The organism is Mesorhizobium sp. L-2-11 (assembly GCF_016756595.1).
Classification (GTDB): Bacteria; Pseudomonadota; Alphaproteobacteria; order Rhizobiales; family Rhizobiaceae; genus Mesorhizobium.
On the sequence record NZ_AP023257.1, the window covers coordinates 6,567,691 to 6,589,874 of the forward strand.

Consider the following 22,184-nt stretch of genomic DNA (forward strand, 5'->3'; position numbering starts at 1 on the left):
CGCAGGTTCCTGTCGGAAAACCGTGTGACACTTTTCCGGAACCTGTTTGCCTCTTCCCCGTACGATTGGTTCGGACTATAGCGCAACCATGTCTCAGCTTATCTACAAGATAGTACCTGAACCGCTGTGGCGCGAGGCCGAAAGAAATGGCAGCTTCACCGGCGCGCTGATCGATGTCGCCGACGGCTTCATTCATTTTTCCACCGCCGGCCAGGCCAGGGAAACGGCGGCCAAACACTTTGCCGGCCAGACCGGGCTGCTGCTGGTCGCCGTCGATGGCGCTGAGCTCGGTGATGCGCTGAAATACGAGGTCTCGCGCGGTGGTGCGCTGTTCCCGCATCTTTACGGCCCGCTCGACCTCAACGCCGTCGTCTGGGTACGACCATTGCCGCTCGGCACCGATGGCCTGCATCAATTCCCGACGCTGGAGGCCGAATGAGCGTGCTCGACCGGCTCGGCCAGAGGTTCCTGTTCGCATTCGACCCGGAAGCCGCCCACGGCCTGTCGATCGCGGCGCTGAAATGCGGGCTGCCGACAGGCGGGAGAGCCGTGCGCGACGACAGGCTGAAAGTCAGCGTCTGCGGCATCGATTTCCCCAATCCGCTCGGCATGGCCGCCGGCTACGACAAGAACGCCGAGGTTCCCGATGCGCTGCTTGGCCTCGGCTTCGGCTTTGCCGAGATCGGCACGATCACGCCGCTGCCGCAGGCCGGCAACCCGAAGCCGCGCATCTTCCGGCTGACATCGGACGAGGCGGTGATCAATCGGCTGGGCTTCAACAATGAGGGTCACGCGGCCGCCGAACAACGGCTTGCCGCCCGCAAGGGCCGCGCCGGCATCATCGGCGTCAATATCGGCGCCAACAAGGACAGCACCGACCGCGTCAGTGACTATGAACGCGGCGTTGCCAGGTTCGCGCCCTACGCCAGCTACCTGACGGTCAACATCTCCTCGCCGAACACGCCGGGCCTGCGCAACATGCAGGCGCGTGAACAGCTTGGCGAGTTGCTGTCGCGCGTCATGGCCGCACGTGCGGCAGCGGCCGCGCAGCCGCCCGTCTTTCTGAAGATCGCGCCGGACCTGGTCGAGGCCGAGCTGGAGGATATCGCCGCCGAGGTTGCAGAGAAAGCAATAGACGGCGTCATCGTCTCCAACACCACCATCGCGCGGCCGCGGCTGCGCAGCGCCGGTGTCGCCGGCGAGACCGGCGGGCTTTCGGGAAAACCGCTATTCGAGCGCTCGACCATCGTGCTGGCCAAGATGCGCAAACTGCTTGGCCCGGACCCCGCCATCATCGGCGTCGGCGGCGTCGATTCCGCGGAGACGGCACTTGAAAAGATCCGCGCCGGCGCCGATCTCGTCCAGCTCTACACCGGCATGATCTATGCCGGGCCTGCACTGCCGGGCCGCATTCTTGCCGGTATGGTCCGGTTCGCAGACATGCAACGGCTCAAATCACTGCGCGAGTTGCGCGATACCAGCCTCGACCGATGGGCATCCAGGCCGCTTTAACCCGAGAAGGACCTGCCGCGGGTCGTTTTCGACACCTGATCCAGGATCCGCTCCCTCATTGCGGCTTGATCGAACAGCCGATGTGGCCCAGTTTCCGGACGCCTCGTCCCAGTCGTCCAACCACGGCCAACCGAAAACCCGCCTGGCGCAGCTGCCGCTCATGCCCCTGCAGATCGTTCATCATCCCGACTACGACGCCGGTTTTGCCGTCAACCATCGCTTCCCGATGAGCAAATACAAGCTGCTGATGGAAGCCTTGGGCGCGCGCGGACTGGCCGGCCACGCCGCGCTCAACATGCCCGAGCCGGCGCCGGCATCTTGGCTGAAGCTTGCCCATGCCGCCGGCTATGTCGACCAGGTGCTGGCCTGCGAAGTGCCCGAAAAAATCGAACGCGAGATCGGCTTTCCGATAGGCCCGCGCGTCTCGCTGAGGGCGCAGCTCGCAACGGGTGGCACCGTGCTGGCAGCGCGGCTGGCGTTGCTGAACGGCATCGCCTGCAATACCGCCGGCGGCAGCCATCATGCCCGGCGCGCGCAAGGCGCCGGCTTCTGCACCTTCAACGATGTTGCCGTGGCTTCACTGGTGCTGCTTGCCGAAGCAGCCGCCGGCAATATCTTGATCGTCGATCTCGACGTGCATCAGGGCGACGGCACGGCCGACATTCTGGGCGATGAACGGCGCGTTTTCACCTTTTCCATGCATGGCGACCGCAACTATCCGACTCGCAAGATCGCTTCCGACCTCGACATCGCCCTGCCCGACGGCATCGGCGACGCGGCCTATCTCGAAAGGTTGGGCGGCATCCTGCCGGAACTCACCGCTAAGGCGCGCTGGGACATCGTTTTTTACAATGCCGGGGTCGACGTTCATGCCGAGGACCGGCTAGGCAGGTTGTCGCTGTCGAACGTGGGGCTGCGCGCGCGCGACGACATGGTGATCCGTCATTTCCGCGCGCTCAACATCCCGGTCTGCGGCGTTATCGGCGGCGGCTATTCGACTGACGTGGCGGCTCTGGCGGCGCGCCATGCCATCCTGTTCGAAACGGCGTCAGGCTTCGCCTGACGGCTTTTTTGCTACGCCGACCTTCGGCTCAGGGTCATGTTCTACTTTCGGTAGTTGGCGATCCTGAGCAGGATGAAGGCCGGAATGACGATTGCCGCGCCCAGCAGGATATAGCCGAGGAAACGGTCAATAGCGCGGAAGCCCAGGTTCCAGAGATCGACGAAGACATTGCGGATGCCGTAGAGCACATCCATCGGCGACCAGCCGAAAGCGTTCATGACAAGGCCGACGAGGAACGATACCACCAGCAGCTTCAGGAGCACCCGGAGCGGCGTGTCGCCGAGAAAGCGCGTCAGTGCGGACAATGCGTGTCTCCAGATTCGGTTGCCCCGATTCGATTGCCTCGATTCGGGCACAGCCCCAGAAATACGCACTTGGCCGCCCGGCATCAAGGCGGTCGCTCACCCAGTTGCCCGGACAGCCGGGTTAGCCGGATTGTCTGATCGCCAGCCTTGACACCGATGTTGCAGTGCAGCAAAATTAGGCGACTGAGGGCGACCCGTTGATATCGATCTGCCAGACCCACTCGTATCGCACGGTGATGGACGGACTGCGCTGTCTCGCCGTGACCTGCGAACACAGGATTTTTTGAATGAAGTACAGGCGCGATATCGATGGTCTTCGGGCCGTTGCGGTCCTGCCGGTTGTACTCTTTCATTTCGGAATCTCGGCAATTCCAGGCGGCTTTACCGGCGTCGATATCTTCTTCGTCATATCTGGTTACCTGATCACCGGAAGCCTTCTGGACGACCTTGAACGCGGCCAGTTTTCGATCGTCGCCTTCTACTGGCGCCGCGCCCGGCGCATCCTGCCGGCGCTGATCTTTGTGACGCTTCTTACCTGCATTGCCGCATTGTTCATTCTTCTGCCGTCGGATCTGCATGAATTCAGTCTGAGCGTCATAGCGGCCTCGACTTTCTGGTCGAACATCTATTTTTGGAAGACGTCAAATTACTTCTCGATCGATGCCGAGCTCCGACCGCTGTTGCACACATGGTCGCTTTCGGTCGAGGAGCAATACTATATCTTTGCCCCGATCCTGATGTTCCTGATCTATCGCTATTTTGCCAAACGCTGGCTGACGATACTCCTGCCGATCATCCTCGGTAGCTTCGTGCTGGCGGTCATGGCGACGTGGCTGGCGCCAAGCGCGGGATTCTACCTGCTGCCGACACGGATCTGGGAGCTCATGCTGGGCGCCGTGCTTATGCTGAAACGCCCCCCGCCGCTGAGCAGCCGGTTTCTTATGGAACTGCTCGGGTTGGCCGGATTTGGCCTTCTTGCCATCGGGTTCTTTGCGATCTCGGAGAGCGACCCGTTCCCGGGCTACAACGCTTTGTATCCTTGCCTCGGAACGGCCCTCCTTATCTATGTCGGCCAAAATAGCCCCTCGACGATCGCCAGCCGCATACTGGAAGTCCGGCCGCTGGTCTGGATCGGCCTGATCTCGTATTCGCTGTATCTTGTCCACTGGCCGATCAATGCGTTCGCGCACTATCTCTCACTGGAAGAGTTCGATCCGTCGATGACCGTTGCGTTGACGGTGGCAAGCTTCGCGCTGGCTGCGTTTTCCTGGAAGTACGTCGAGCAGCCGTTTCGGCAGAAAAGGAGCTTCACCGCGCCAGCGCCTATCTTCGCCTTTTCAGCGGGCGCAATCGCTGTTCTTTGCCTTGGCGGGGCGGCCGGGGCGCTCGGCAACGGCTTTCCGCAACGCTTTCCAGACTATGTCCAACAGCGGATTCCTGTCGGGGACTGGGGCAATGGCACCTGTTTCAACGAGGGCTTCAGCCAGATCGAAAACTGGAATATCGAGGATTGCACGCGCACACGCGGCTTCCCCACAACCGTTTTGTTGTGGGGTGACTCGTTCGCCGCCCACTATGTTCCAGGCCTGGACGCCAACATAAATCAACTCCGGGCCAACATCGTGGAATACACCTACGCGGGCTGCCCACCGATTCTGTCCTACTTCTCCTATGGCCGCCCAGATTGCATGCGGTTCAATCAGCAGGCCCTGAAGATCATCCAGGACGCCGGCATCAAGACGGTTGTGCTCAGCGGTCGGTGGACCGATTATGAGGCAAGAAATTTCGACGGTCTCCAGCAAACGATCGATACGCTTCGTGGCCTGGGTGTGCGTGTGTTTGTCATCGGCCAGTCTCCACAGTTCATAACCGACGTTCGGAAAATCGCGTTCTTCGCAAAGCGCGAAAATCTCGATGATACATCGTGGCCAATGGCCATGGATCCCGACATCAACAACCGTGTGCGCGCATTTACCAAGGGCGCCACCTTCATCGATCCGCTGAATTTCCTCTGTAGCGCCGGACGCTGCTCCTACGCCGAGGCGGGCCAGTTTCTTTATTTCGACTATGGCCATTTCTCTTCAATCGGCGCCACGCTGGCGATTTCGAAATACTGGCCGGCCTTTGCCACAGACGATGCCCTTGCCAAGACGCAGTGACAGTCGGGCAGCTTGCAGGCACGAGTGCAGGGGCGAGTGCACGCTCAACCATTGCCCGACCGCCGGCTTGCGTGGTAACGAGGCTGCTGCGCGGGTATGATGTAATGGTAGCCTGTCAGCTTCCCAAGCTGAACGCGCGGGTTCGATTCCCGCTACCCGCTCCAGCTTCCCCAGAAAGTGATTGAGGTTGACGATGAGCTGCGATCGGTGGAATCCGTTCGTCACCTTGGATCGGCCTGGCCACCAAGGAAGGCATCATCTGCGCAACGAAGTTCTGCCCGCCAGCGCCGCACCTCACGGACCACATGATCGGGTCTAGGTGGGCGGCATATATCAGCTGAATGGAACATAACGTGATTCTAATAAGAGGCAGCAACAAAAGACGCTGATCCGCGTTGCGTTTGATCTGAAGGCCAGCCAGGGAGGAACCAAAATGGCCGACGACAAGAGCAATAAAGGTTCCGGTGACGGAAACCGCGTCGCGCGCGACCAAGACTATGAGTTCCGCTATTTCGCTACCAAGTTCGGCCTCTCAATACCGCAGATCCGCGAGCTTTTTGGCAAACACGGCACTGATCGCGAGACCCTGTATCGGGAGGCTCGGAAGCTCGGAAACGCCGTGACCACACAAGAACGGGTCTCAAACGACGACCGAACCTTTCACAACCAGGGCCGCCCCTGACCGGCAAGCGACATAGCGAAGAAGTCGAATTTTGAGCGACCATTTCTATCTGTGTCCGACAGGCGGCCAGGTCGTAGATGCTCGGGACCTGCGGTACGTCAAGTGGCGCGAGCCGCTGGAACTCGATGCCTGATCTGCTGAAAAGGAACCACGATGTTCGGCAAAGACCTCTTGGTTCGCATGCTCGACCGCCGCGACACCCTGCCGCCAGACGAGATCGCGCTCATTGATGCTCTTCCGGTTCGGCCGGTAACTTTCGGACCCGATGAGGAGATCGTCAGGGAGGGTTCCCGTCCCACCGAAAGCTGCCTTGTCGCGAATGGGTTCGCAGTTCGAAACCAGGCTATTCGGGAAGGAAAGCGCCAAATAACGGCAATTCACGTGCCGGGAGACTTTGTCGATCTGCATAGTTTGCTGCTAAAAGTGATGGATCACAGCGTGAGCGCCCTGGGTTTGTGCGATGTCGTTTTTATTCGACACAAAGACCTGCTTAAAGCAATGGGTGGAAGCCCACATCTCACGCGGATGCTCTGGCTTTCGACGACTATCGACGCCTCGATCCAAAGGACTTGGATAACCTGCCTCGGGCGTCGCTCCGCCAAACAGCATCTCGCACATATAATTTGCGAGTTGTATGTCCGGTTAGAGATAGTCGGATTGGCCTCTGACCAGACGTTCGCTATTCCACTGACGCAAGCGGAAATGGGCGACGTGCTTGGTCTGTCCGTAGTTCACGTGAATCGGACGCTGCAGGAACTTCGAGCGAAGGACCTGGTTATCTGGAAAGACCGGAGGATTGTTATCGTTGATTTCCAGCGCTTGGCCTTGCTGGCCGACTTTGATGCGACTTACCTAAATCTCTTCCATGAGCCACGGTGACCGCCCGCGGCCAGGCGCGTCGGCGCGCTGATGCGGCATCAAAATTTCTCGTCAAGTAAACAATGTGAATGAGCCCTCGCTCCGGATCGATTACAGCTGGGTTCAATTGGCTCAGTTGACATCAAAGAAGGATTGCACATGCGTGACCTCGAAAATCTCATCGAACATTATGTAAATAGTCGGAGGCGTCGCCATAGTTTCATATCGACGGGGCTCGCCGTTAAGGCGCTCAAACAGATTGTTCCGGCATGTTCGGTCTCTGATTCCGACCTGGCGAACATGATTGCCAATCGTGCAATAGACTACAACCTTCCGGTGAGCTTTGATCTTAATGAGAGCTAGACGTGGCGCGTCGTTATACTAGCCTGCTACTAGCCCGACCATTAGCCTTTGAGGTCCGGTGGACCGAGGCGCGGACCAGGCTCCGCATGTCGGCCTAGGTCTCCGCTTCTTGGCTCACGGCGCGGGCGAAGTTCCCTGAGACTTCAGCCGACCTCGCGATTGGTTAGCGATTGCTATTTTAGCTTGAAGTGATGGAACATGTTTGCCCCCGGCAAGTTCGTTAGGCAATGGAGGAGATTGCCGCCATGAACAATGTCATTTATCTCATCGGTCTTGTCGTCGTCGTGCTTGCGATCCTCTCCTTCCTCGGGTTCCATTAGGAGATACCATGCAGGGCCAAGACGATCAGGGCCGTAAGCCGGCCGATTTCGAAACAGCCAGAAGTGAACTGTCAGAACGGTTCCAGCAGGAAACGCAGACCGCGACAGAGGCGCTACACGACGCTCGCGACGAACTCGCCAGGAAGGCGGGCGACTACGCTGCTGAAGCGAAGCAGGCGTTATTCGACAAGGCCGAGGGAACACAGCGCGATATCAGTTCCAACCTAAAGGCCTTTAGCGGAGCCTTGCGAGCAGCAAGCGAGCATCTGGCCAATAATGATCAACGGACTGCTTCGAAGTTCACCCTCGATGCCGCCGGCTCGCTTGAACGCCTTTCATCTTCGTTGAAGAACAAACCGTTCGAAGACGTTCTTGGCGAGATGCGGTCGTTCGGCCGCGAAAACTCAGGGGCACTGATAGCCGGCTCAGTATTGGCAGGCTTGGCGCTGGGCCGGTTTATCAAGAGCTCGCCGCCATCTGCCCGCGCCGAAGCACAGCGTCGATCGGGACGGCCTTCCGGCACGATTTCGAACTCGGATAAGTCCGCCACGCGATCGGCAGAGGCACCTGACACGACGCCGCCCCGCTTCAATCAGCCCAGAGAAGACAATCAGCCCAGAGACGACAATCAGCCCAGAGACGACAGGGCCGGCGATGCCTTGGCCGGTGGAAAATCGGCCGGTGGCGATTGGGCCGGCGAAAGCCTGGAGCGGAAGCCTTGACCAACAACCAGGAAAGTCGCGGCCTCGCAACCCTCGTCAGCGATCTGGCACAGCAGGTCGCAAACCTGCTCCAAACCGAAAGCAGGCTGTTGCGGGCCGAAATGTCGGAAAAAATCAGCAAGGCCGGCTCAGGCGCCGCCGAGGTTCTGGCCGGCGCCATATGCCTTCTCGCGGCCTTGATGGTGCTTTTGCAAGCACTCGTAATCGCGCTGGCGAGTGCCGGCCTGGGAGCGGGATGGTCCTCGCTGCTGGTCGGGATCGTCGTCGCGGCACTGGGGATCATTCTCTTGCGCTCTGGCACGAAAAGCATGGCTCCTTCCGAGCTGACGCCCGATCGCACACAAGACCAACTGAAGCGCGATGCACGCGTGATCAAGGATCAAATGAGATGAGCGACAAATCCGCAGCCGAGCTTGAACGCGATGCCGACATCGCCCGGGCCAAAGTAGCAGACACCGCCGATTCGATCCGCAGCAAGATGACACCGGGTCAATTGATCGACGAATTTACCGGAATGTTTGCAGGCGGCGAGGGGTCCGCCATGCTTGGCAACCTCAAGTCGCAAGTCAGGGACAACCCGTTGCCGCTCACGTTGATTGGAGCCGGCCTGGCCTGGCTGATGCTCGGCAACGGCCCGTCGGCAACCAATTCGGCTGCCGCTGACTATCGGACAGGCACGGCTCCTGACGCGTTCTCCGACCGGCGCAGCGATGATTTAAGCCAGGGCAGCGAAGCGTCCGGAATCGGGGCTATGCTCTCGGATACCGCCGGTTCGGTCACATCGGCAGCAAGCGGCGCGGCCGAAGCTGCGGCAAACGCCGCAACGGGCGCCAAGGAGAGGATGACAAACACCGCCGGCCAGCTCGGCTCAAGCGCCAGCGAAATAGCGGCTCGGACGCGCCAATCGGCACAGGACCTGTTCGAGCGCGAACCGCTGGCTATCGCCGCAGTCGGCCTCGCGCTGGGCACTGCCATCGGGGTGATGCTGCCCCACACAGCCACAGAGGATGAGCAACTTGGCGCCTACCGCGACAAAATTCGCGACAGTGCGGAGGAGGTTTTCGATACGGGCCTGGAGCAAGCAAAGCAAGTTGCCGCCGAAGCCTATGAAACGGTCAAGGAAGAGGCCGATCGGCAAGGCTCGGGTCGAGATGCCGACACGCTAGCAGGCAAGGTCGGCAAAGTTGTCGAATCGACGGCAAAGCGAACCGAGGAGGCCATTCGCGATCGTTTGCCGGGGTCGTCGGACGAGTCTTCCACCATCTCGTAGCATCGCCACCGGCCTGAAGGCCGGGTCCATAGGACGTCATCCGGCATCGCGCCGTCGCATCGGAAGTGATTGCGGATGTGGTTTTGTTGAAGTAGCGGCCCTCTGGCGAAGCGCATATTTGGAACGCGGCGAAGGTCTCCGGCGCACGCCTTGCGAGAGCAGGTGGCTGGCCAGTCGGCTTTGCTACGTAGTTTGCTACGGGGCAAGCTTGTCGACGGCGCCGGCGATCTCGTCCTTGAACTCGACTTTCGTGCCCGGCTGCACCATGGAGCCGAGATCTTCGACATCCCAATTGGTCAGCCGGATGCAGCCATGCGAGAAGGTCGTGCCGATCTTGCCAGGATCGGGCGTTCCGTGGATGCCGTAGCTTTCGATGGAGAGATCGATCCACACCGATCCCACCGGATTGTTCGGCCCGGCAGCGATGGTGAAGGGACGCTTGGTCTTGACTCCCTTGAAGGCGAAATCCGGATCGTAGTGATAGGTCGGATTTCTCACCACGCGCTTGACCTGCGCGCTGCCGCTTGGCGCCGGGTTTTCATCGCTGCCGATCGAGGCGGGGTAGACTGCCAGCCATTTGCCGGAAGGGTCGAGCACGCGCACCAGGCGAGTGCCCTTGTCGACCTCAATGCCGGCAACGGCCGCGGGAGGATCGCCGCGGCCAACATCAGGCACGATCAAGGTCTTGCCGGGCCTGAGCCCGACACCCGGATTGAGCATCCTGAGCAACTGCTCGCTGACATGGAAGCGCTCTGCCAGCTTCTCCCTCGCGCTGCGATAGGCGAGCCGCCGCAGACGGGCCATCCTCTCCATGCGAGCCGGAATACGCCTGGTGAAAGGTCCGCGCAAATCCTTGCGCGTCACCTCATAGGTCACCAGTACCGGGGCGGCGGAGGTTGCCGTGAGCTTGCTCCAGGTCTCCGCAGTGAGCTTGCCATCGGACCGAAGTCCGTTCGCCTGCTGAAAGGCGCCGACTGCCTTGGCAAAATTCTCTGAAAGGCGACCGTCGATCAGCCCCGGCGAGAAGCGGGCGCGATCCAAAAGAATCTGCGCCTTGAGCAGCGTCGGATCGACCTCCTTCGGTTCGCCGGCGGTGAATTGGGCCTGATTGACGGTCGCCAGGTCCAGCTTGGCCGAACGCGCCCCGCCGCATGCGAGGGCAAGCATCGCGGCGAAGACGAGGAGAAGCCTGATCATCGATAGCGTTCCTGGGCCCGGCAACAGGAGCCCGCTTCTATGACGCGGCACGGCCCCGTGTGGTTCCTTCGTTCGAGCGATATTCTGATTGAAGCGATATTCTGATTGAAGCGACATGGGATTGAAGCGATATGGGGTTGAAGCGACATGGTCGGGGAGCCGCAGCTGCGATAGCCGGGCAATGGATTGGCAATGAAGCGCTTGATTTAACGCCGTCAGCCCACTTCTCGCAAAATGAAGTCGTGCAGCATCTTGGCCGCCGGCGACAGCACGCGATTTTTTACGGTGATCAGACTGTAAGGCCTGACCTCGATGTCGAATTCGGTCTGGACGACGTCGATGGCGCCGGCCAGCCCCTCGGGGTTCTGGATGAATTTCGCCACCTGGATCGACACCGGCGCGATGGCGTCCGACTGCGCGACCATAACCAGGGTGAGCAGCAGCGAGCTGGTGTTGAGGATGCGGTCCGGCAGCGCGATGTTGCGGTTCAGGAAATTGCTCTCCATCGCCTGGCGCAGCGGCGAGCCGCCCGACTGGAAAACCCAGTCATAGGCGGCAGTCTCCTCCAGCCGCACCGCCTTGCCCTTGGCCAGCGGGTGGCCGCGGCGCACAATGAGGCAGGCTTTCTCGACGCCGATGACGCGGGCCTCGAACAGCCGCGGATTGAGGTCCTCGGGGATGCGCGCGATGATGAAATCGTGACGTGTGGCGATCAGCTCGCGCGCCAGCACATTGGAGGTCTCGACCTGCATGGTGATCTCGATACGCGGATAGATGCGCCGGATTTCGCGGATCGCCGGCACGGCGAGTTCGATTGCAGGGGCCGTCACCGCGCCCAGGAACACCGAGCCGCCCTTGCCCGCCTTGAGCTCGGATATCTCGCGGTCGACTTCACGCATCTCGAGCAGGATCGATCGCGCGCGCCTCGCCAACGCCTTGCCATAGGGCGTCAGCGTGATGCCGCGCGGCAGCCTCTCGCACAGCTTGACGTCGAGCACCGCCTCCATCTCGGCGATCATGCGCGAGGCGGCGGGCTGGGAGATGTTCATGAGTTGGGCTGCCGCGCTGACCCGGCCATGGTCGTCGAGGGCTGCGATCATGCGCATATGGCGCAGACTGAGGCCGCTGCGCAGCAAGGTCTCACTCCTGCCGTGACGTTCCCCGTAACCCTCTGAAAGTCCGTCAGGATCCCGTAGCGCCGCCATGATATCGGTTTGCTCCTCGCTGGTGGCCGGCCGGCAATCCCGGCCCGATCTTTTGGCCACTTTGAATTCTTTTGGCCCATCTTCAGTATATCAGTTTTGGTATAGCAACTACCAAAGATCGCATTTGACAGTTATGGCAAAGCGCCACACCCTCTGCGCGTCCTGAAACCTGACCGTCGCCAGCGAGAAAAATCGCATCGACCGGAACCAGAGTCTCAGGGCCGATTGGGAGGATACCGGAGATCGATATGGCGGCAGCTGCGCGTTTTTGGCGCTCCTGCACGATCGCGCGGCCCACGAAACCCAGGGTACGCGTCCATCAACCAGGGAGAGTTAATGTGAAGATCATCAAGACACTGGCCGCCGTCGCGGCCCTTAGCATCGCGGCCATGACGGTCCCGGCGCAGGCAGGCGAAGGCCTTATCGGCGTGCTGATGCCGACCAAGACCTCGCAGCGCTGGATCAACGACGGCGACGCCGTCAAGTCCCAGCTCGAGGCTCTGGGCTACACTGTCGACCTGCAATATGCGCAGGACGATATCCCCAATCAGCTCAGCCAGCTGGAAAACGAAATCACCAAGGGCCCAAAGGCGCTGATCATCGCCTCGATCGACGGCACCACCTTGTCGGACGCGCTGCAAAAGGCGGCTGACGCCGGCGTCGTCGTCGTCGCCTATGACCGACTGATCAAGAAGACTCCGAATGTCGACTACTACACCACATTCGACAATTTCGGCGTCGGCGTCATCCAGGCGAAATCGCTGCTCAAGGGCCTCGGCTATCCCGAGAACAAGGGTCCGTTCAACGTCGAACTGTTCGGCGGCTCGCCCGACGACAACAACGCCTTCTTCTTCTACGACGGCGCCATGTCCGTTCTGCAGCCGCTGATCGACGACAAGACCCTGGTGGTGAAGTCCGGCCAGATGGGCATGGACAAGGTCGGCACGCTCCGCTGGCTGGCGGCCACCGCCCAGGCCCGCATGGACAACCTGCTCTCCGCCAACTACTCGGATGGCAGCCGCGTCGATGGCGTGCTCTCGCCATATGACGGCCTGTCGCGCGGCATCATCGCCTCGCTGCGCGCCGTTGGTTACGGCACGGCCGATCAGCCATGGCCAATCGTCACCGGCCAGGACGCCGAAACCGCGTCGGTCAAGGCGATCATCGCCGGCGAGCAGTACTCGACCGTGTTCAAGGACACCCGCGAACTCGCCAAGGCGACGGTCGAGCTCGTCGACAAGGTGCTCTCGGGCGGCAAGCCGGAAGGCCTCGACACCAAGACCTACAACAACGACGTCAAGGTCGTCCCCTCGATCCTGCTGACGCCGCATGATGTCGACAAGTCGAACTACCAGGCCCTGGTGGTCGATTCCGGCTACATCAAGGCCGAAGAGCTGAAGTAACCGCAGACGTAAAACCCGGGGTCCTGCGTAACGCAGGACCCCGCTTCTTCAGTGAACGACCCCCGGTTTCTTTTCCGGACCTCGCAGGAGTGGTATTGCCGATGGCCTCGACGATTTTGGAGATGCGTGAGATCACCAAGACGTTTCCCGGCGTCAAGGCGCTTTCGAATGTCAACCTCAGCGTCGAGGAAGGCGAGATCCACGCCGTGGTCGGCGAGAATGGCGCCGGCAAGTCGACACTGATGAAGGTGCTGTCGGGCGTGTATCCAGCCGGCACCTATGACGGCGAAATCGTCTATCGCGGCGATGAGTGCCATTTCAAAGGCATCCACGACAGCGAGCGCCGCGGCATCGTCATCATCCACCAGGAACTCGCGCTGGTGCCGATGCTGTCGATCGCCGAAAACATCTTCCTCGGCAACGAACACGCCAGCTATGGCATCATCGACTGGAACGCCAACGAGACGCGCACCAGCGCTCTGCTCAAGAAGGTGGGCCTTAAGGAAGACCCCAAGACGCTGATCACCAATATCGGCGTCGGCAAGCAGCAACTGGTCGAGATCGCCAAGGCGCTCAGCAAGGAAGTGCAGTTGCTGATCCTCGACGAGCCGACGGCGAGCCTGTCCGAAAAGGACAGCCAGGCGCTGCTCGACCTGCTGCTCGAATTCAAGCGCCAGGGCATCACCTCGATCCTGATCTCGCACAAGCTCAACGAAATCAACCGGGTCGCCGACAAGGTCACGATCATCCGCGACGGGCGGACGATCGAGACGCTGGCGAAGAAGGACATCTCGGAAGACCGCATCATCACCTCGATGGTCGGCCGCTCGCTGGACGACCGTTATCCGTCGCGCGAGCCTGACATCGGTGAGGTCGTGCTCCAGGTGAAGAACTGGTCGGTCTATCATCCGATCCATGCCGAGCGGCAAGTGATCAAGGGTATCGATATCGACGTCCGCAAGGGCGAGGTGGTGGGTATCGCCGGGCTGATGGGGGCCGGACGCACCGAATTCGCGATGAGCCTGTTCGGCCGCTCCTATGGCCGCCACATCACCGGCGAGGTGCTGCTCAAGGGCAAGCCCATCGATGTCTCCTCTGTCAGCAAGGCAGTGGAACACGGCATTGCTTACGTCACCGAAGACCGCAAGACCTACGGTCTCAACCTGATCGACCATATCAAGCACAACATCACGCTGGCCAATCTTCCCGGCGTGTCGCGCCATAACGTGATCGACGACATGCGCGAGCTCGCCGTCGCCAACGACTACAAGGCCAAGACCAACATCCGCTCGTCCAGCGTTTATCAGATGACCGGCAATCTATCGGGCGGCAACCAACAGAAGGTGGTGCTGTCGAAGTGGCTGTTCGCCAATCCGGAGGTGCTGATCCTCGACGAGCCGACGCGCGGCATCGACGTTGGCGCCAAGTATGAAATCTACACGATCATCGCGCGTCTCGCCTCGGAGGGTAAGGCGATCATCGTCATCTCGTCTGAGATGCCCGAACTGCTCGGCATCACCGACCGTATCTATGTCATGAACGAAGGGCGTATCGTCGGCGAAATGGCGGCGAGCGATGCCAGCCAGGAAAAGATCATGCGCGCCATCGTTCGCGGAGAAGGAAAAGCATCATGAGCACCGAAAGCGCTCCCGTCCCGAAAAGCGGCGTCGCCGAAGATGTGCAGCAGGGGCCGCGCGTTGCCGTCTCGGCGCTGGTCACCAACCTGCGCGAATACGGTCTGATCCTGGCGCTTATCGCCATCATGGTGTTCTTCCAGTACACGACGTCCGGAACGTTGTTCAAGCCGGTGAACTTGAGCAACCTGGTGCAGCAGAACAGTTTTATCATCGTGATGGCGCTGGGTATGCTGCTGGTGATCGTCTCCGGCCATATCGATCTCAGCGTCGGCTCCGTCGCCGGTTTCATCGGCGCACTGGCGGCGATGATGATGGTCATCTGGCCGCTCGGCCCTTTCAGCAATCCGCTGGTGGTGTCGATCATCTGCCTGATCGTCGGCGGTGCAATCGGCGCGGCACAAGGCTACTGGATTGCCTATCACCGAATACCGAGCTTCATCGTCACGCTGGCGGGGATGCTGATCTTCCGCGGCATCTGCCAGGCGCTGCTGGGTGGCGGATCTTCCGTGGGGCCGCTTCCAGTCGGCTTCAAGGCGCTCAGTTCCGGCTTCATTCCCGACGTGATCGGCTCATTGACGCTGATCCCCCCGGTCGTGAACGCCGCCGGCAAGACCATCGTCGGTAGCGGGCTGACGCTGCACATGACGACGATCGTGCTCGGCATCATCGCCGTGGTCGCCTATGCTTATTTCGGGCTCAGGGCACGGCGCAGCCGCGAGCGCCACGGCTACCAGGCCGAACCCTTCACGCTGTTCGTCGTCAAGACCCTGGTGACCAGCGCCCTGGCGCTGTTTCTGGTCTACCAATTCGCCACTTACCGGGGTCTGCCGATCGTTCTGGTGGTGATGGGCGTGCTGATCGCGCTGTTCGTCTTCGTCACCAAACGCATGACCGTCGGCCGCCGCGTCTACGCAATGGGCGGCAATGCCAAGGCGGCGCAGCTATCGGGCATCAAGACCGAGCGGCTGACCCTGATGGTGTTCATCAATATGGGCGTGCTCTCGGCGCTCGGCGGGCTGATTATTGCGGCGCGCCTTGGCCAGGCGGTGCCGGCGGCCGGCCTCGGCAGCGAGCTCGACGTCATCGCCGCTGTGTTCATCGGCGGCGCTTCGGCGATGGGTGGCGTCGGTCAGGTTGTTGGCGCGGTGGTCGGCGGTTTCATCATGGGCGTCATGAACAACGGCATGTCGATCATGGGCGTCAATGTCGATTGGCAGCAGGTGGTCAAAGGCCTGGTGCTGCTCGGCGCCGTGATCTTCGACGTCTACAACAAGAACAAGGCTTGAGGGCGAGGGAACTCATGCATGTCGCCAATCGTCTGCAGCGTGTTGCGACAACGGCATGCATAAAGGCAAGGATTAAAGCGGGCCCGTATTCGAACGTAGCGCGCTTTTAGGAGGCACGGGTCACATCGCGGCGCTGCCGGGCGGCGCAAGGAAGTCCCCCAGGGGACCGGGCCCGCGAGCAATCCGGACGAAGAATTTCACCCGTGGCGTGGACACCGTCCGAGCCGCGCCAGGAAAAGCTTGCCAGAACTGGCAGGCCGGCCAAGGCAATTGAGAGAGGGTACGTCATGCTGATTTCCCAAATCCTCGACGAGGCGGAGACCATCCGCGTCGTCGCCCGCAACGGCGGCAAGACCAGAATCATCAACGGCGCCCGCAGCGTCTATTCGCTGGCGATGGAGGCCGCGCGCACCGGCACCGGGCTCGTCGCCCTCATCGAACGCAAGGGTTTTGGTGAAGCGGTCGACCTCGATGCCGCCTACAAGAAGGGGCGGCTGTTGTCGCCGATCAACCATCCCGACCCGGCGCATCTCCACCTCACCGGCACCGGGCTGACACATCTCGGCTCCGCCGCGACCCGCGATTCCATGCATAAGAAGCTCAGCAGCGACGGCGAGGAGCAACTCACCGATTCCATGAAGATGTTCCGCATGGGGCTGGAGGGCGGCAAGCCGGCCAAGGGCCAGACCGGCGTGCAACCGGAATGGTTCTACAAGGGCAACGGCACCATGGCAGTGGCGCCCGGTGCCGCACTTCTGTCGCCCGCCTTCGCCCAGGATGCCGGCGAGGAGCCGGAAGTCGCCGGCATCTATGTCATCGGCGACGACGGCGTCCCGTTCCGCGTCGGCTTCACGCTGTCAAACGAGTTTTCCGATCACGTCACCGAGCGCGTGAACTACCTTTTCCTCGCGCATTCCAAGCTGCGCAACGCCTCGTTCGGACCGGAGATCCTGATCGGCGAGCTGCCGTCCGACGTCAGGGGTTCCTCGCGCATCCTGCGCGACGGCCAGTTGCTGTGGGAAAAACCGTTCCTGTCGGGCGAGGCGAACATGTCGCACACCATCGCCAATCTCGAACATCACCATTTCAAATATTCGGCCTTCCGCCAGCCGGGCGACGTGCATGTGCACATGTTCGGCACTGCGACACTGTCCTTCGCCGACGGCGTCAGGACCGAGGCCGGCGACGTCTTCGAGATCGAGGCCAAGGATTTCGGCCTGCCGCTGCGCAACCCGCTTGAAATCGAGCAGCCGGTGAAAGTGGCGGTGAAGGCGCTTTGATGTGTGCTCTCCCCCCTTGAGGGGGAGATGTCGCCGAAGGTGACAGAGGGGGTCGTCTCACATAAATCGCCAACGCCGTTTCTCGTGACGGAAACAGCGTTGGCACTTTACGCGCAGCGACCCCCTCTGGCCTGCCGGCCATCTCCCCCTCAAGCGGGGGGATCGACAGTTCCGCCCTCAGTAAATATCGAAATCGAAATATTTGGCCTGGATCTTCTTGTAGGTGCCGTCTGCGACAATCGCATCGATCGCGGCATTGAGCTTTTCGCGCAGCGCATTGTCTTCCTGGCGCACGGCGATACCGGCTTCGGTCTCCGTGCCCTTGACGTCACCGACCATCTTGCAGCAGCCGTCGCTCGATTTCTTCATCCAGTCCATCAGCACGAACTTGTCGGAAAGGACGGCATCGAGACGGCCGTTCATCAGATCGGTGACCGCCTCCTCCTGGGTTGGATAGAGCTTCGCCTCGGCGCCGGCCTTGCCATAGACATCCTGGGCATAGTCGGCCTGGGTGGTCGAAGCCTGCGCGCCGACTGTCTTGCCGGCGAGTGCCGCCGGTTCGGTCGAGGCAATATCGCTGTCCTTCAGGGCCACCAGAGAAAGCGGCGTCGTATAGTATTTGTTGGTGAAGGAGACCTGCTTCTTGCGTTCCTCGGTGATGCTCATCGACGCGATGATGGCATCGAATTTTTTGGCCTGGAGCGCCGGGATCATGCCGTCCCAGTCCTGCGTGACAAGTTCGCATTCGACCTTCATCTGAGCGCAAAGCGCATTGGTGATGTCGACGTCGAAGCCTACGAGCTTGCCATCCGCGGTGATGGTGTTGAACGGCGGATAGGCGCCTTCAGTGGCGATCTTCAGTTTTTCCTGTGCTTGCGCCGACAGGGACCCGGCTGATATCGCCAGCATGACGGCTGTTGCTGCCGATGCGATCCATCTTGAAATCTGCATTTTTGTTCCCCTTGTTCAACCGCGTTGACGGCCAGGCACAGCCAAGCACGACCCGCAGGGCCAGGCAAGCATGGTCTGATCATAGTGGGCGATCAGCGCGCGGCGCGAAAATGCTTGGACAGTTTCAGGCCCTGTGCCTGATAGTTCGAGCCGAGATCTGTGCCGTAGAGCGCCTGCGGCCGCTTCAGCATGTGCTCGTAGACCAGCCGTCCGACGATCTGGCCGTGATCGAGGATGAACGGCACTTCGTGGCTGCGCACCTCGAGCACGGCCCGGCTGCCGGTGCCGCCCGAGGCCGAATGGCCGAAACCCGGATCGAAGAAACCGGCATAGTGGACGCGGAATTCGCCGACCAGCGGATCGAAGGGCGTCATCTCGGCGGCGTAAAGCGGCGGCACATGCACCGCTTCCTGGCTGACGAGGATATAAAATTCGTCCGGGTCGAGCACCAGTTCGCCGGCGCCGCTCTTGTAGAGCGGCTCCCAGAAATCGACGACATCCTGTGCGGCGCGCTTATCGACATCGACCAGGCCGGTGTGGTGCTTGCCGCGGTAGCCGACCAGCCCGTCCTTGTCGCCGTCGAGGTCGATCGACAGGGCGATGCCGCCGCCGGAAATGTTCGGCGGCTCGGTGGCGACGAGCGTCTCGGCACGGTGCAATTCGTGCAGCTCGCTTTCCGATAAAAGCGCATTGCCGGTGCGGAACCGGATCTGCGACAGCCGCGAGCCGGTACGAACGACGATCGGAAAGGTGCGCGGGCTGACTTCGAGATAGAGCGGGCCGTCGTAGCCGGCAGCGATCTTGTCGAACTCGTGGCCGCGGTCGGTCATCACCCGGGTGAAGATGTCGAGCCGTCCGGTCGAGCTCTTCGGGTTGGCCGAAGCGGAAATGTTTACCGGAAGCGCCAGGCTCTCGAGCAGCGGCACGATATAGACGCAGCCCGTCTCCAGCACCGCACCATCGGCGAGATTGATTTCGTGCAGCTTCAGGCGGTCGAGTTTTTCAGCAACCCTGTGGTTGGGGCCGGGCAGGAAGGAGGCGCGCACCCGCCAGGCCTTGTCGCCAAGCCTGAGGTCGAGGCTGGCCGGCTGGACCTGGTCGGCGTCGAGCGCGCGCTCTGACTTCAGCGCGCCCGATCGGTACAGCGCGGAAATATCCTGATCCGGAAGAATGCCTGTCTGCCGCAAGTCTGGCTCCGCTCGAAGGCCGGGCGTGGTCTCGTCTTGTCGCAGGTTCTTGCCCCGGAACCCGCTGGTACAAACCTCTTAATCATGCCGGCAATTGACGCAAGCGCGGTGCAGGTCTAAAGGATCGTTATCCCGTGGTGATTTGGCCGGTCGGCTTGCAGCCACGTTAAACAAGTCGCTAAAGGACCGTCGGGCCGAAAGGCCGTACGACCGGTTGCGACTTTCGCGGCCGGTTTTTTTGTGTTTGGACGATTTTTTTGTTTGGAACAAGGTGATGACGAGCAACACGCGCAACTGGAAGCCTCAGACTGCCCTCGTGCATGCAGGAACGCTGCGTTCCGGCTTTGGCGAAACCTCCGAGGCGATGTATCTCACGCAAGGCTATGTCTACGACACGGCGCAGGCGGCGGAAGCCCGCTTCAAGGGCGAGGAACCGGGCTTCATCTATTCGCGCTATGCCAATCCGACGGTCGACATGTTCGAGAAGCGCATGTGTGCGCTGGAAGGCGCCGAAGATGCCCGCGCCACCGCATCCGGCATGGCGGCGGTGACGGCGGCGTTGCTGTGCAGTGCCCGGGCGGGCGACCACATCGTGGCGGCGCGCGCGCTGTTCGGCTCCTGTCGCTGGGTGGTCGAGACGCTGGCGCCGAAATACGGCATCGAGGCGACGCTGGTCGACGGCACCGACATCGCCAATTGGCAAAAGGCGGTCAGGCCCAACACCAAGTTGTTCTTCCTTGAAAGCCCGACCAATCCAACGCTGGAGGTCGTCGACATCGCAGCCGTAGCCTCGCTTGCCGATTCGATCGGCGCGCGGCTGATCGTCGACAACGTCTTTGCCACGCCCTTGCAGCAGAAGCCGTTGCAGCTCGGCGCCCATATCGTCGTCTATTCGGCGACCAAGCACATCGACGGCCAGGGGCGCTGCCTCGGCGGCATCATCCTGTCGGACAAGAAGTGGATCGATGAGAATTTGCACGACTACTTCCGCCACACCGGTCCCAGCCTCTCGCCGTTCAACGCCTGGACGCTGCTGAAGGGCCTGGAGACGCTGCCGCTGCGCGTTCGCCAGCAGACGGAAAGTGCCGGCCGGATCGCTGACTTCCTCGCCGAGCGATCGGAAATTGTCCGCGTCATCTATCCCGGCCGCGCCGATCACCCGCAGGCGGCGGTCGTCAAGAAGCAGATGACGGGCGGCTCGACGCTGATCTGCCTCGACGTCGACGGGGGCAAGCAGGCGGCCTTCGCCTTCCAGAACGCGCTGGATGTCGTGCTGATCTCCAACAATCTCGGTGACGCCAAGAGCCTGATCACCCATCCGGCGACGACGACGCACAAGAATCTGAGCGACGAGGCGCGCGCCGAACTCGGCATCGGGCCAGGCACGCTCAGGCTGTCCGTCGGACTGGAGGACACTGACGACTTGCTCGAAGACATCGAGCAGGCCTTGAAAGCTGCCAGATAATGCATGTCGCGCAAAAGTGTGCAGCGGTTTTGCGATAACGACATGCATGAAAACAAGGAACCTAAAGCGCGTCGCATGAGGCTGGTCGAACGCGATGCGCTTTAGGGATACGCGCCGAACTGCTGCGCCCTGATCTGCAAAGCAGGCGCGATCAGGCGCCCGACGGGGTCTCTTCCAATTCCGCACCGGCGCGGGAGATGGTCATCGTGTTGCCGCGCCAGTCGACGGCGCCGCTGAGCCAGCCGCGCACCCAGATGGCGGGAAGCATCACATCGCGCGCAACCATCGCCGGGATCATGCGCAACGACAGGTGCCAGCCCTTGGCCGAAGCGAGAGCGCATTCAGGGAGATAGGCGACGATCAGCACGGCGATGACGGTAGCCGGCAGGCTGAAACCGGCGCCTGCTGCCGCAACCAGCGCAAGCACCAGCGGCGGCACCGCTCCGATCAGGATCTCGGGCGCGAAGAACAGTGGGAAGGTGACGCGACGCAGGCGCGCCCAGCGGACCTGGCGCGACCAGATTTCGCCAAATGTGCGCGAACCGAGCGGCTGCTCGAAGGGCGCGGCGACGAGATTGACGCGCAGTCCGAGCCCGTTGACCAGCTTGGTCGCGGCGGCGTCCTCGGCGATCTCGGCAGCAAGCGCGCGGATGCCGCCATTGGCGTCGAGCAATGGCTTGTTCCACAGCATGCTCTTGCCCTGAGCAAAACCGAGGCCGAGCGCCTCGCCGGTATATTGCCAGCGCGCCTGCAGCGTGTTGAGGAAAGCGCATTCGACCTCCGCCCAGAACCCGTCCGGCCGCGAGCCGATCGGCGTCGAGCAGACGAGGCCGGTGTCCTGCCGCCATGCCTTCATCAGATGCTGGACATAGTCCCTCGGCATCAGGACGTTGGAATCGGCAAGGATGACCCAGTGGTGACGCGCTGCCTCCCAGCCCTTCACGCAATTGTTGAGTTTCGGATTGCCGCTGATGCGGTCGTCGCCGACCAGCAGCCGGGCCGGCACGGCCGGGAAGCGGGCGATCGCATCGGTGATCGGCCCGACCACCGGGTCGTCGGCATGGGCGACGCAGAAGATGAGCTCATAATGCGGCCAGTCGAGAGAGAAGGCGCGCTCGAGCGTCTCCTCGGTAAACGGCTCGGCGCCGCGCGACGGCACGACGATCGACACCGGCGGCGCCTTGCCGGCTGGCGGCGTGATCCTGCCGGGCCGCTTCAGCTTCAACGAAGCGAGCAGAATGCTGGCGAGATTGACAATAAGGAGTGTTATGGAAAACAAGGCGGCTGTGACTGTCAATTCCATCAATATCTGGTCGCTC

Annotated in this window: 21 protein-coding genes, 1 tRNA gene and 1 riboswitch; of the genes, 16 read left to right on the forward strand and 6 right to left on the reverse strand. The window is 61.4% G+C overall.

Annotation, left to right across the window (positions count from 1 at the left end):
• Positions 1–88: 88 nt before the first annotated feature.
• The 3 genes from JG739_RS31170 to JG739_RS31180 all read left to right on the forward strand — a co-directional run bounded on the left by JG739_RS31170 (position 89) and on the right by JG739_RS31180 (position 2,575).
• Entirely contained in the window at positions 89–439 is a 351-nt protein-coding gene (locus tag JG739_RS31170) for a DUF952 domain-containing protein (protein WP_202364645.1), read from the forward strand.
• Entirely contained in the window at positions 436–1,512 is a 1,077-nt protein-coding gene (locus JG739_RS31175; protein WP_202364646.1) for a quinone-dependent dihydroorotate dehydrogenase, read from the forward strand. The genes JG739_RS31170 and JG739_RS31175 overlap by 4 nt, the downstream gene beginning before the upstream one ends.
• A 160-nt stretch (positions 1,513–1,672) precedes the next feature.
• Positions 1,673–2,575 carry a histone deacetylase family protein gene (locus JG739_RS31180; protein ID WP_202367713.1) on the forward strand — a complete coding sequence of 301 codons (903 nt, stop codon included), beginning with the start codon at positions 1,673–1,675 and terminating at the stop codon, positions 2,573–2,575.
• 41 nt (positions 2,576–2,616) lie between these two features.
• Here JG739_RS31180 and JG739_RS31185 read toward each other — a convergent pair whose 3' ends face one another.
• Positions 2,617–2,880, reverse strand: a complete 264-nt coding sequence (locus tag JG739_RS31185) for a DUF6460 domain-containing protein (RefSeq protein WP_202364647.1) — start codon at positions 2,878–2,880, stop codon at positions 2,617–2,619.
• Between the two features lie 287 nt (positions 2,881–3,167).
• Between JG739_RS31185 and JG739_RS31190 the strand changes: the two genes are divergently transcribed.
• The 8 genes from JG739_RS31190 (at position 3,168) to JG739_RS31225 (ending at position 9,254) form a co-directional block, all read left to right on the forward strand.
• Positions 3,168–5,039 (forward strand): acyltransferase family protein, encoded by a 1,872-nt coding sequence (locus tag JG739_RS31190; RefSeq protein ID WP_202364648.1) that lies wholly within the window; start codon positions 3,168–3,170, stop codon positions 5,037–5,039.
• 90 nt (positions 5,040–5,129) lie between these two features.
• Positions 5,130–5,203, forward strand: a tRNA-Gly gene (locus tag JG739_RS31195).
• Between the two features lie 269 nt (positions 5,204–5,472).
• Positions 5,473–5,721 carry a DUF3606 domain-containing protein gene (locus JG739_RS31200; RefSeq protein ID WP_202364649.1) on the forward strand — a complete coding sequence of 83 codons (249 nt, stop codon included), beginning with the start codon at positions 5,473–5,475 and terminating at the stop codon, positions 5,719–5,721.
• 153 nt (positions 5,722–5,874) lie between these two features.
• Positions 5,875–6,600 (forward strand): Crp/Fnr family transcriptional regulator, encoded by a 726-nt coding sequence (locus JG739_RS31205; RefSeq protein WP_202364650.1) that lies wholly within the window; start codon positions 5,875–5,877, stop codon positions 6,598–6,600.
• Between the two features lie 138 nt (positions 6,601–6,738).
• A complete protein-coding gene (locus JG739_RS31210) occupies positions 6,739–6,942 on the forward strand; it encodes a hypothetical protein (RefSeq protein WP_202364651.1) in 204 nt (67 codons plus the stop codon).
• A 328-nt stretch (positions 6,943–7,270) separates the two neighbouring features.
• Positions 7,271–7,984: a hypothetical protein gene (locus JG739_RS31215; RefSeq protein ID WP_202364652.1), complete on the forward strand. Its 714-nt coding sequence runs from the start codon at positions 7,271–7,273 to the stop codon at positions 7,982–7,984.
• Between the two features lie 89 nt (positions 7,985–8,073).
• On the forward strand, positions 8,074–8,376 hold the full coding sequence (locus JG739_RS31220; RefSeq protein ID WP_244750002.1) for a phage holin family protein: 303 nt from the start codon (positions 8,074–8,076) through the stop codon (positions 8,374–8,376).
• Positions 8,373–9,254, forward strand: a complete 882-nt coding sequence (locus JG739_RS31225) for a hypothetical protein (RefSeq protein WP_202364654.1) — start codon at positions 8,373–8,375, stop codon at positions 9,252–9,254. The genes JG739_RS31220 and JG739_RS31225 overlap by 4 nt, the downstream gene beginning before the upstream one ends.
• A gap of 195 nt (positions 9,255–9,449) precedes the next feature.
• Here JG739_RS31225 and JG739_RS31230 read toward each other — a convergent pair whose 3' ends face one another.
• Both JG739_RS31230 and JG739_RS31235 read right to left on the reverse strand, forming a co-directional pair.
• Positions 9,450–10,451 (reverse strand): L,D-transpeptidase family protein, encoded by a 1,002-nt coding sequence (locus tag JG739_RS31230; RefSeq protein WP_202364655.1) that lies wholly within the window; start codon positions 10,449–10,451, stop codon positions 9,450–9,452.
• Between the two features lie 215 nt (positions 10,452–10,666).
• On the reverse strand, positions 10,667–11,656 hold the full coding sequence (locus tag JG739_RS31235; protein WP_202364656.1) for a LysR family transcriptional regulator: 990 nt from the start codon (positions 11,654–11,656) through the stop codon (positions 10,667–10,669).
• Positions 11,657–11,994: 338 nt separating this feature from the next.
• On the opposite strand from JG739_RS31235, the gene chvE reads away from it, so the two are divergent.
• From chvE to araD1, 4 genes are all read left to right on the forward strand, one after another.
• Positions 11,995–13,059, forward strand: coding sequence for a multiple monosaccharide ABC transporter substrate-binding protein (gene chvE, locus JG739_RS31240; RefSeq protein ID WP_202364657.1), 1,065 nt, complete (start codon positions 11,995–11,997; stop codon positions 13,057–13,059).
• 101 nt (positions 13,060–13,160) lie between these two features.
• The gene (mmsA, locus tag JG739_RS31245) at positions 13,161–14,693 is read left to right on the forward strand and encodes a multiple monosaccharide ABC transporter ATP-binding protein (protein WP_202364658.1); all 1,533 of its coding nucleotides are present in this window, start codon (positions 13,161–13,163) and stop codon (positions 14,691–14,693) included.
• The gene (gene mmsB, locus JG739_RS31250; protein ID WP_244749649.1) at positions 14,690–15,982 is read left to right on the forward strand and encodes a multiple monosaccharide ABC transporter permease; all 1,293 of its coding nucleotides are present in this window, start codon (positions 14,690–14,692) and stop codon (positions 15,980–15,982) included. Before mmsA ends, mmsB begins: the two co-directional genes overlap by 4 nt.
• Before the next feature lie 287 nt (positions 15,983–16,269).
• Positions 16,270–17,262, forward strand: a complete 993-nt coding sequence (gene araD1, locus JG739_RS31255) for an AraD1 family protein (protein WP_202364659.1) — start codon at positions 16,270–16,272, stop codon at positions 17,260–17,262.
• Positions 17,263–17,439: 177 nt separating this feature from the next.
• Here the strand turns inward: araD1 and JG739_RS31260 are convergent, their stop codons facing one another.
• Positions 17,440–18,213 carry an ABC transporter substrate-binding protein gene (locus JG739_RS31260; protein ID WP_202364660.1) on the reverse strand — a complete coding sequence of 258 codons (774 nt, stop codon included), beginning with the start codon at positions 18,211–18,213 and terminating at the stop codon, positions 17,440–17,442.
• Positions 18,214–18,305: 92 nt separating this feature from the next.
• Positions 18,306–19,400 (reverse strand): 2'-deoxycytidine 5'-triphosphate deaminase, encoded by a 1,095-nt coding sequence (locus tag JG739_RS31265; protein WP_202364661.1) that lies wholly within the window; start codon positions 19,398–19,400, stop codon positions 18,306–18,308.
• A 124-nt stretch (positions 19,401–19,524) separates the two neighbouring features.
• A riboswitch (SAM riboswitch) is annotated at positions 19,525–19,602 on the forward strand.
• A gap of 72 nt (positions 19,603–19,674) precedes the next feature.
• Between JG739_RS31265 and JG739_RS31270 the strand changes: the two genes are divergently transcribed.
• Positions 19,675–20,865 (forward strand): O-succinylhomoserine sulfhydrylase, encoded by a 1,191-nt coding sequence (locus JG739_RS31270; RefSeq protein WP_202364662.1) that lies wholly within the window; start codon positions 19,675–19,677, stop codon positions 20,863–20,865.
• Positions 20,866–21,016: 151 nt separating this feature from the next.
• Here the strand turns inward: JG739_RS31270 and JG739_RS31275 are convergent, their stop codons facing one another.
• A complete protein-coding gene (locus JG739_RS31275; protein ID WP_202367715.1) occupies positions 21,017–22,168 on the reverse strand; it encodes a ceramide glucosyltransferase in 1,152 nt (383 codons plus the stop codon).
• Positions 22,169–22,184 lie beyond the last annotated feature (16 nt).

Bases quoted from the DNA above. Each gene is read 5' to 3' on its own strand.
- JG739_RS31200 (WP_202364649.1), top strand. From the start codon at position 5,473: ATGGCCGACGACAAGAGCAATAAAGGTTCCGGTGACGGAAACCGCGTC.
- mmsA (WP_202364658.1), top strand. From the start codon at position 13,161: ATGGCCTCGACGATTTTGGAGATGCGTGAGATCACCAAGACGTTTCCC.
- araD1 (WP_202364659.1), top strand. From the start codon at position 16,270: ATGCTGATTTCCCAAATCCTCGACGAGGCGGAGACCATCCGCGTCGTC.
- JG739_RS31275 (WP_202367715.1), bottom strand. From the start codon at position 22,168: ATGGAATTGACAGTCACAGCCGCCTTGTTTTCCATAACACTCCTTATT.
- JG739_RS31260 (WP_202364660.1), bottom strand. From the start codon at position 18,213: ATGCAGATTTCAAGATGGATCGCATCGGCAGCAACAGCCGTCATGCTG.
- JG739_RS31180 (WP_202367713.1), top strand. From the start codon at position 1,673: ATGCCCCTGCAGATCGTTCATCATCCCGACTACGACGCCGGTTTTGCC.
- JG739_RS31170 (WP_202364645.1), top strand. From the start codon at position 89: ATGTCTCAGCTTATCTACAAGATAGTACCTGAACCGCTGTGGCGCGAG.
- JG739_RS31230 (WP_202364655.1), bottom strand. From the start codon at position 10,451: ATGATCAGGCTTCTCCTCGTCTTCGCCGCGATGCTTGCCCTCGCATGC.
- JG739_RS31175 (WP_202364646.1), top strand. From the start codon at position 436: ATGAGCGTGCTCGACCGGCTCGGCCAGAGGTTCCTGTTCGCATTCGAC.
- mmsB (WP_244749649.1), top strand. From the start codon at position 14,690: ATGAGCACCGAAAGCGCTCCCGTCCCGAAAAGCGGCGTCGCCGAAGAT.
- JG739_RS31235 (WP_202364656.1), bottom strand. From the start codon at position 11,656: ATGGCGGCGCTACGGGATCCTGACGGACTTTCAGAGGGTTACGGGGAA.
- JG739_RS31205 (WP_202364650.1), top strand. From the start codon at position 5,875: ATGTTCGGCAAAGACCTCTTGGTTCGCATGCTCGACCGCCGCGACACC.
- JG739_RS31190 (WP_202364648.1), top strand. From the start codon at position 3,168: ATGAAGTACAGGCGCGATATCGATGGTCTTCGGGCCGTTGCGGTCCTG.
- JG739_RS31210 (WP_202364651.1), top strand. From the start codon at position 6,739: ATGCGTGACCTCGAAAATCTCATCGAACATTATGTAAATAGTCGGAGG.
- JG739_RS31225 (WP_202364654.1), top strand. From the start codon at position 8,373: ATGAGCGACAAATCCGCAGCCGAGCTTGAACGCGATGCCGACATCGCC.
- JG739_RS31270 (WP_202364662.1), top strand. From the start codon at position 19,675: ATGACGAGCAACACGCGCAACTGGAAGCCTCAGACTGCCCTCGTGCAT.
- JG739_RS31215 (WP_202364652.1), top strand. From the start codon at position 7,271: ATGCAGGGCCAAGACGATCAGGGCCGTAAGCCGGCCGATTTCGAAACA.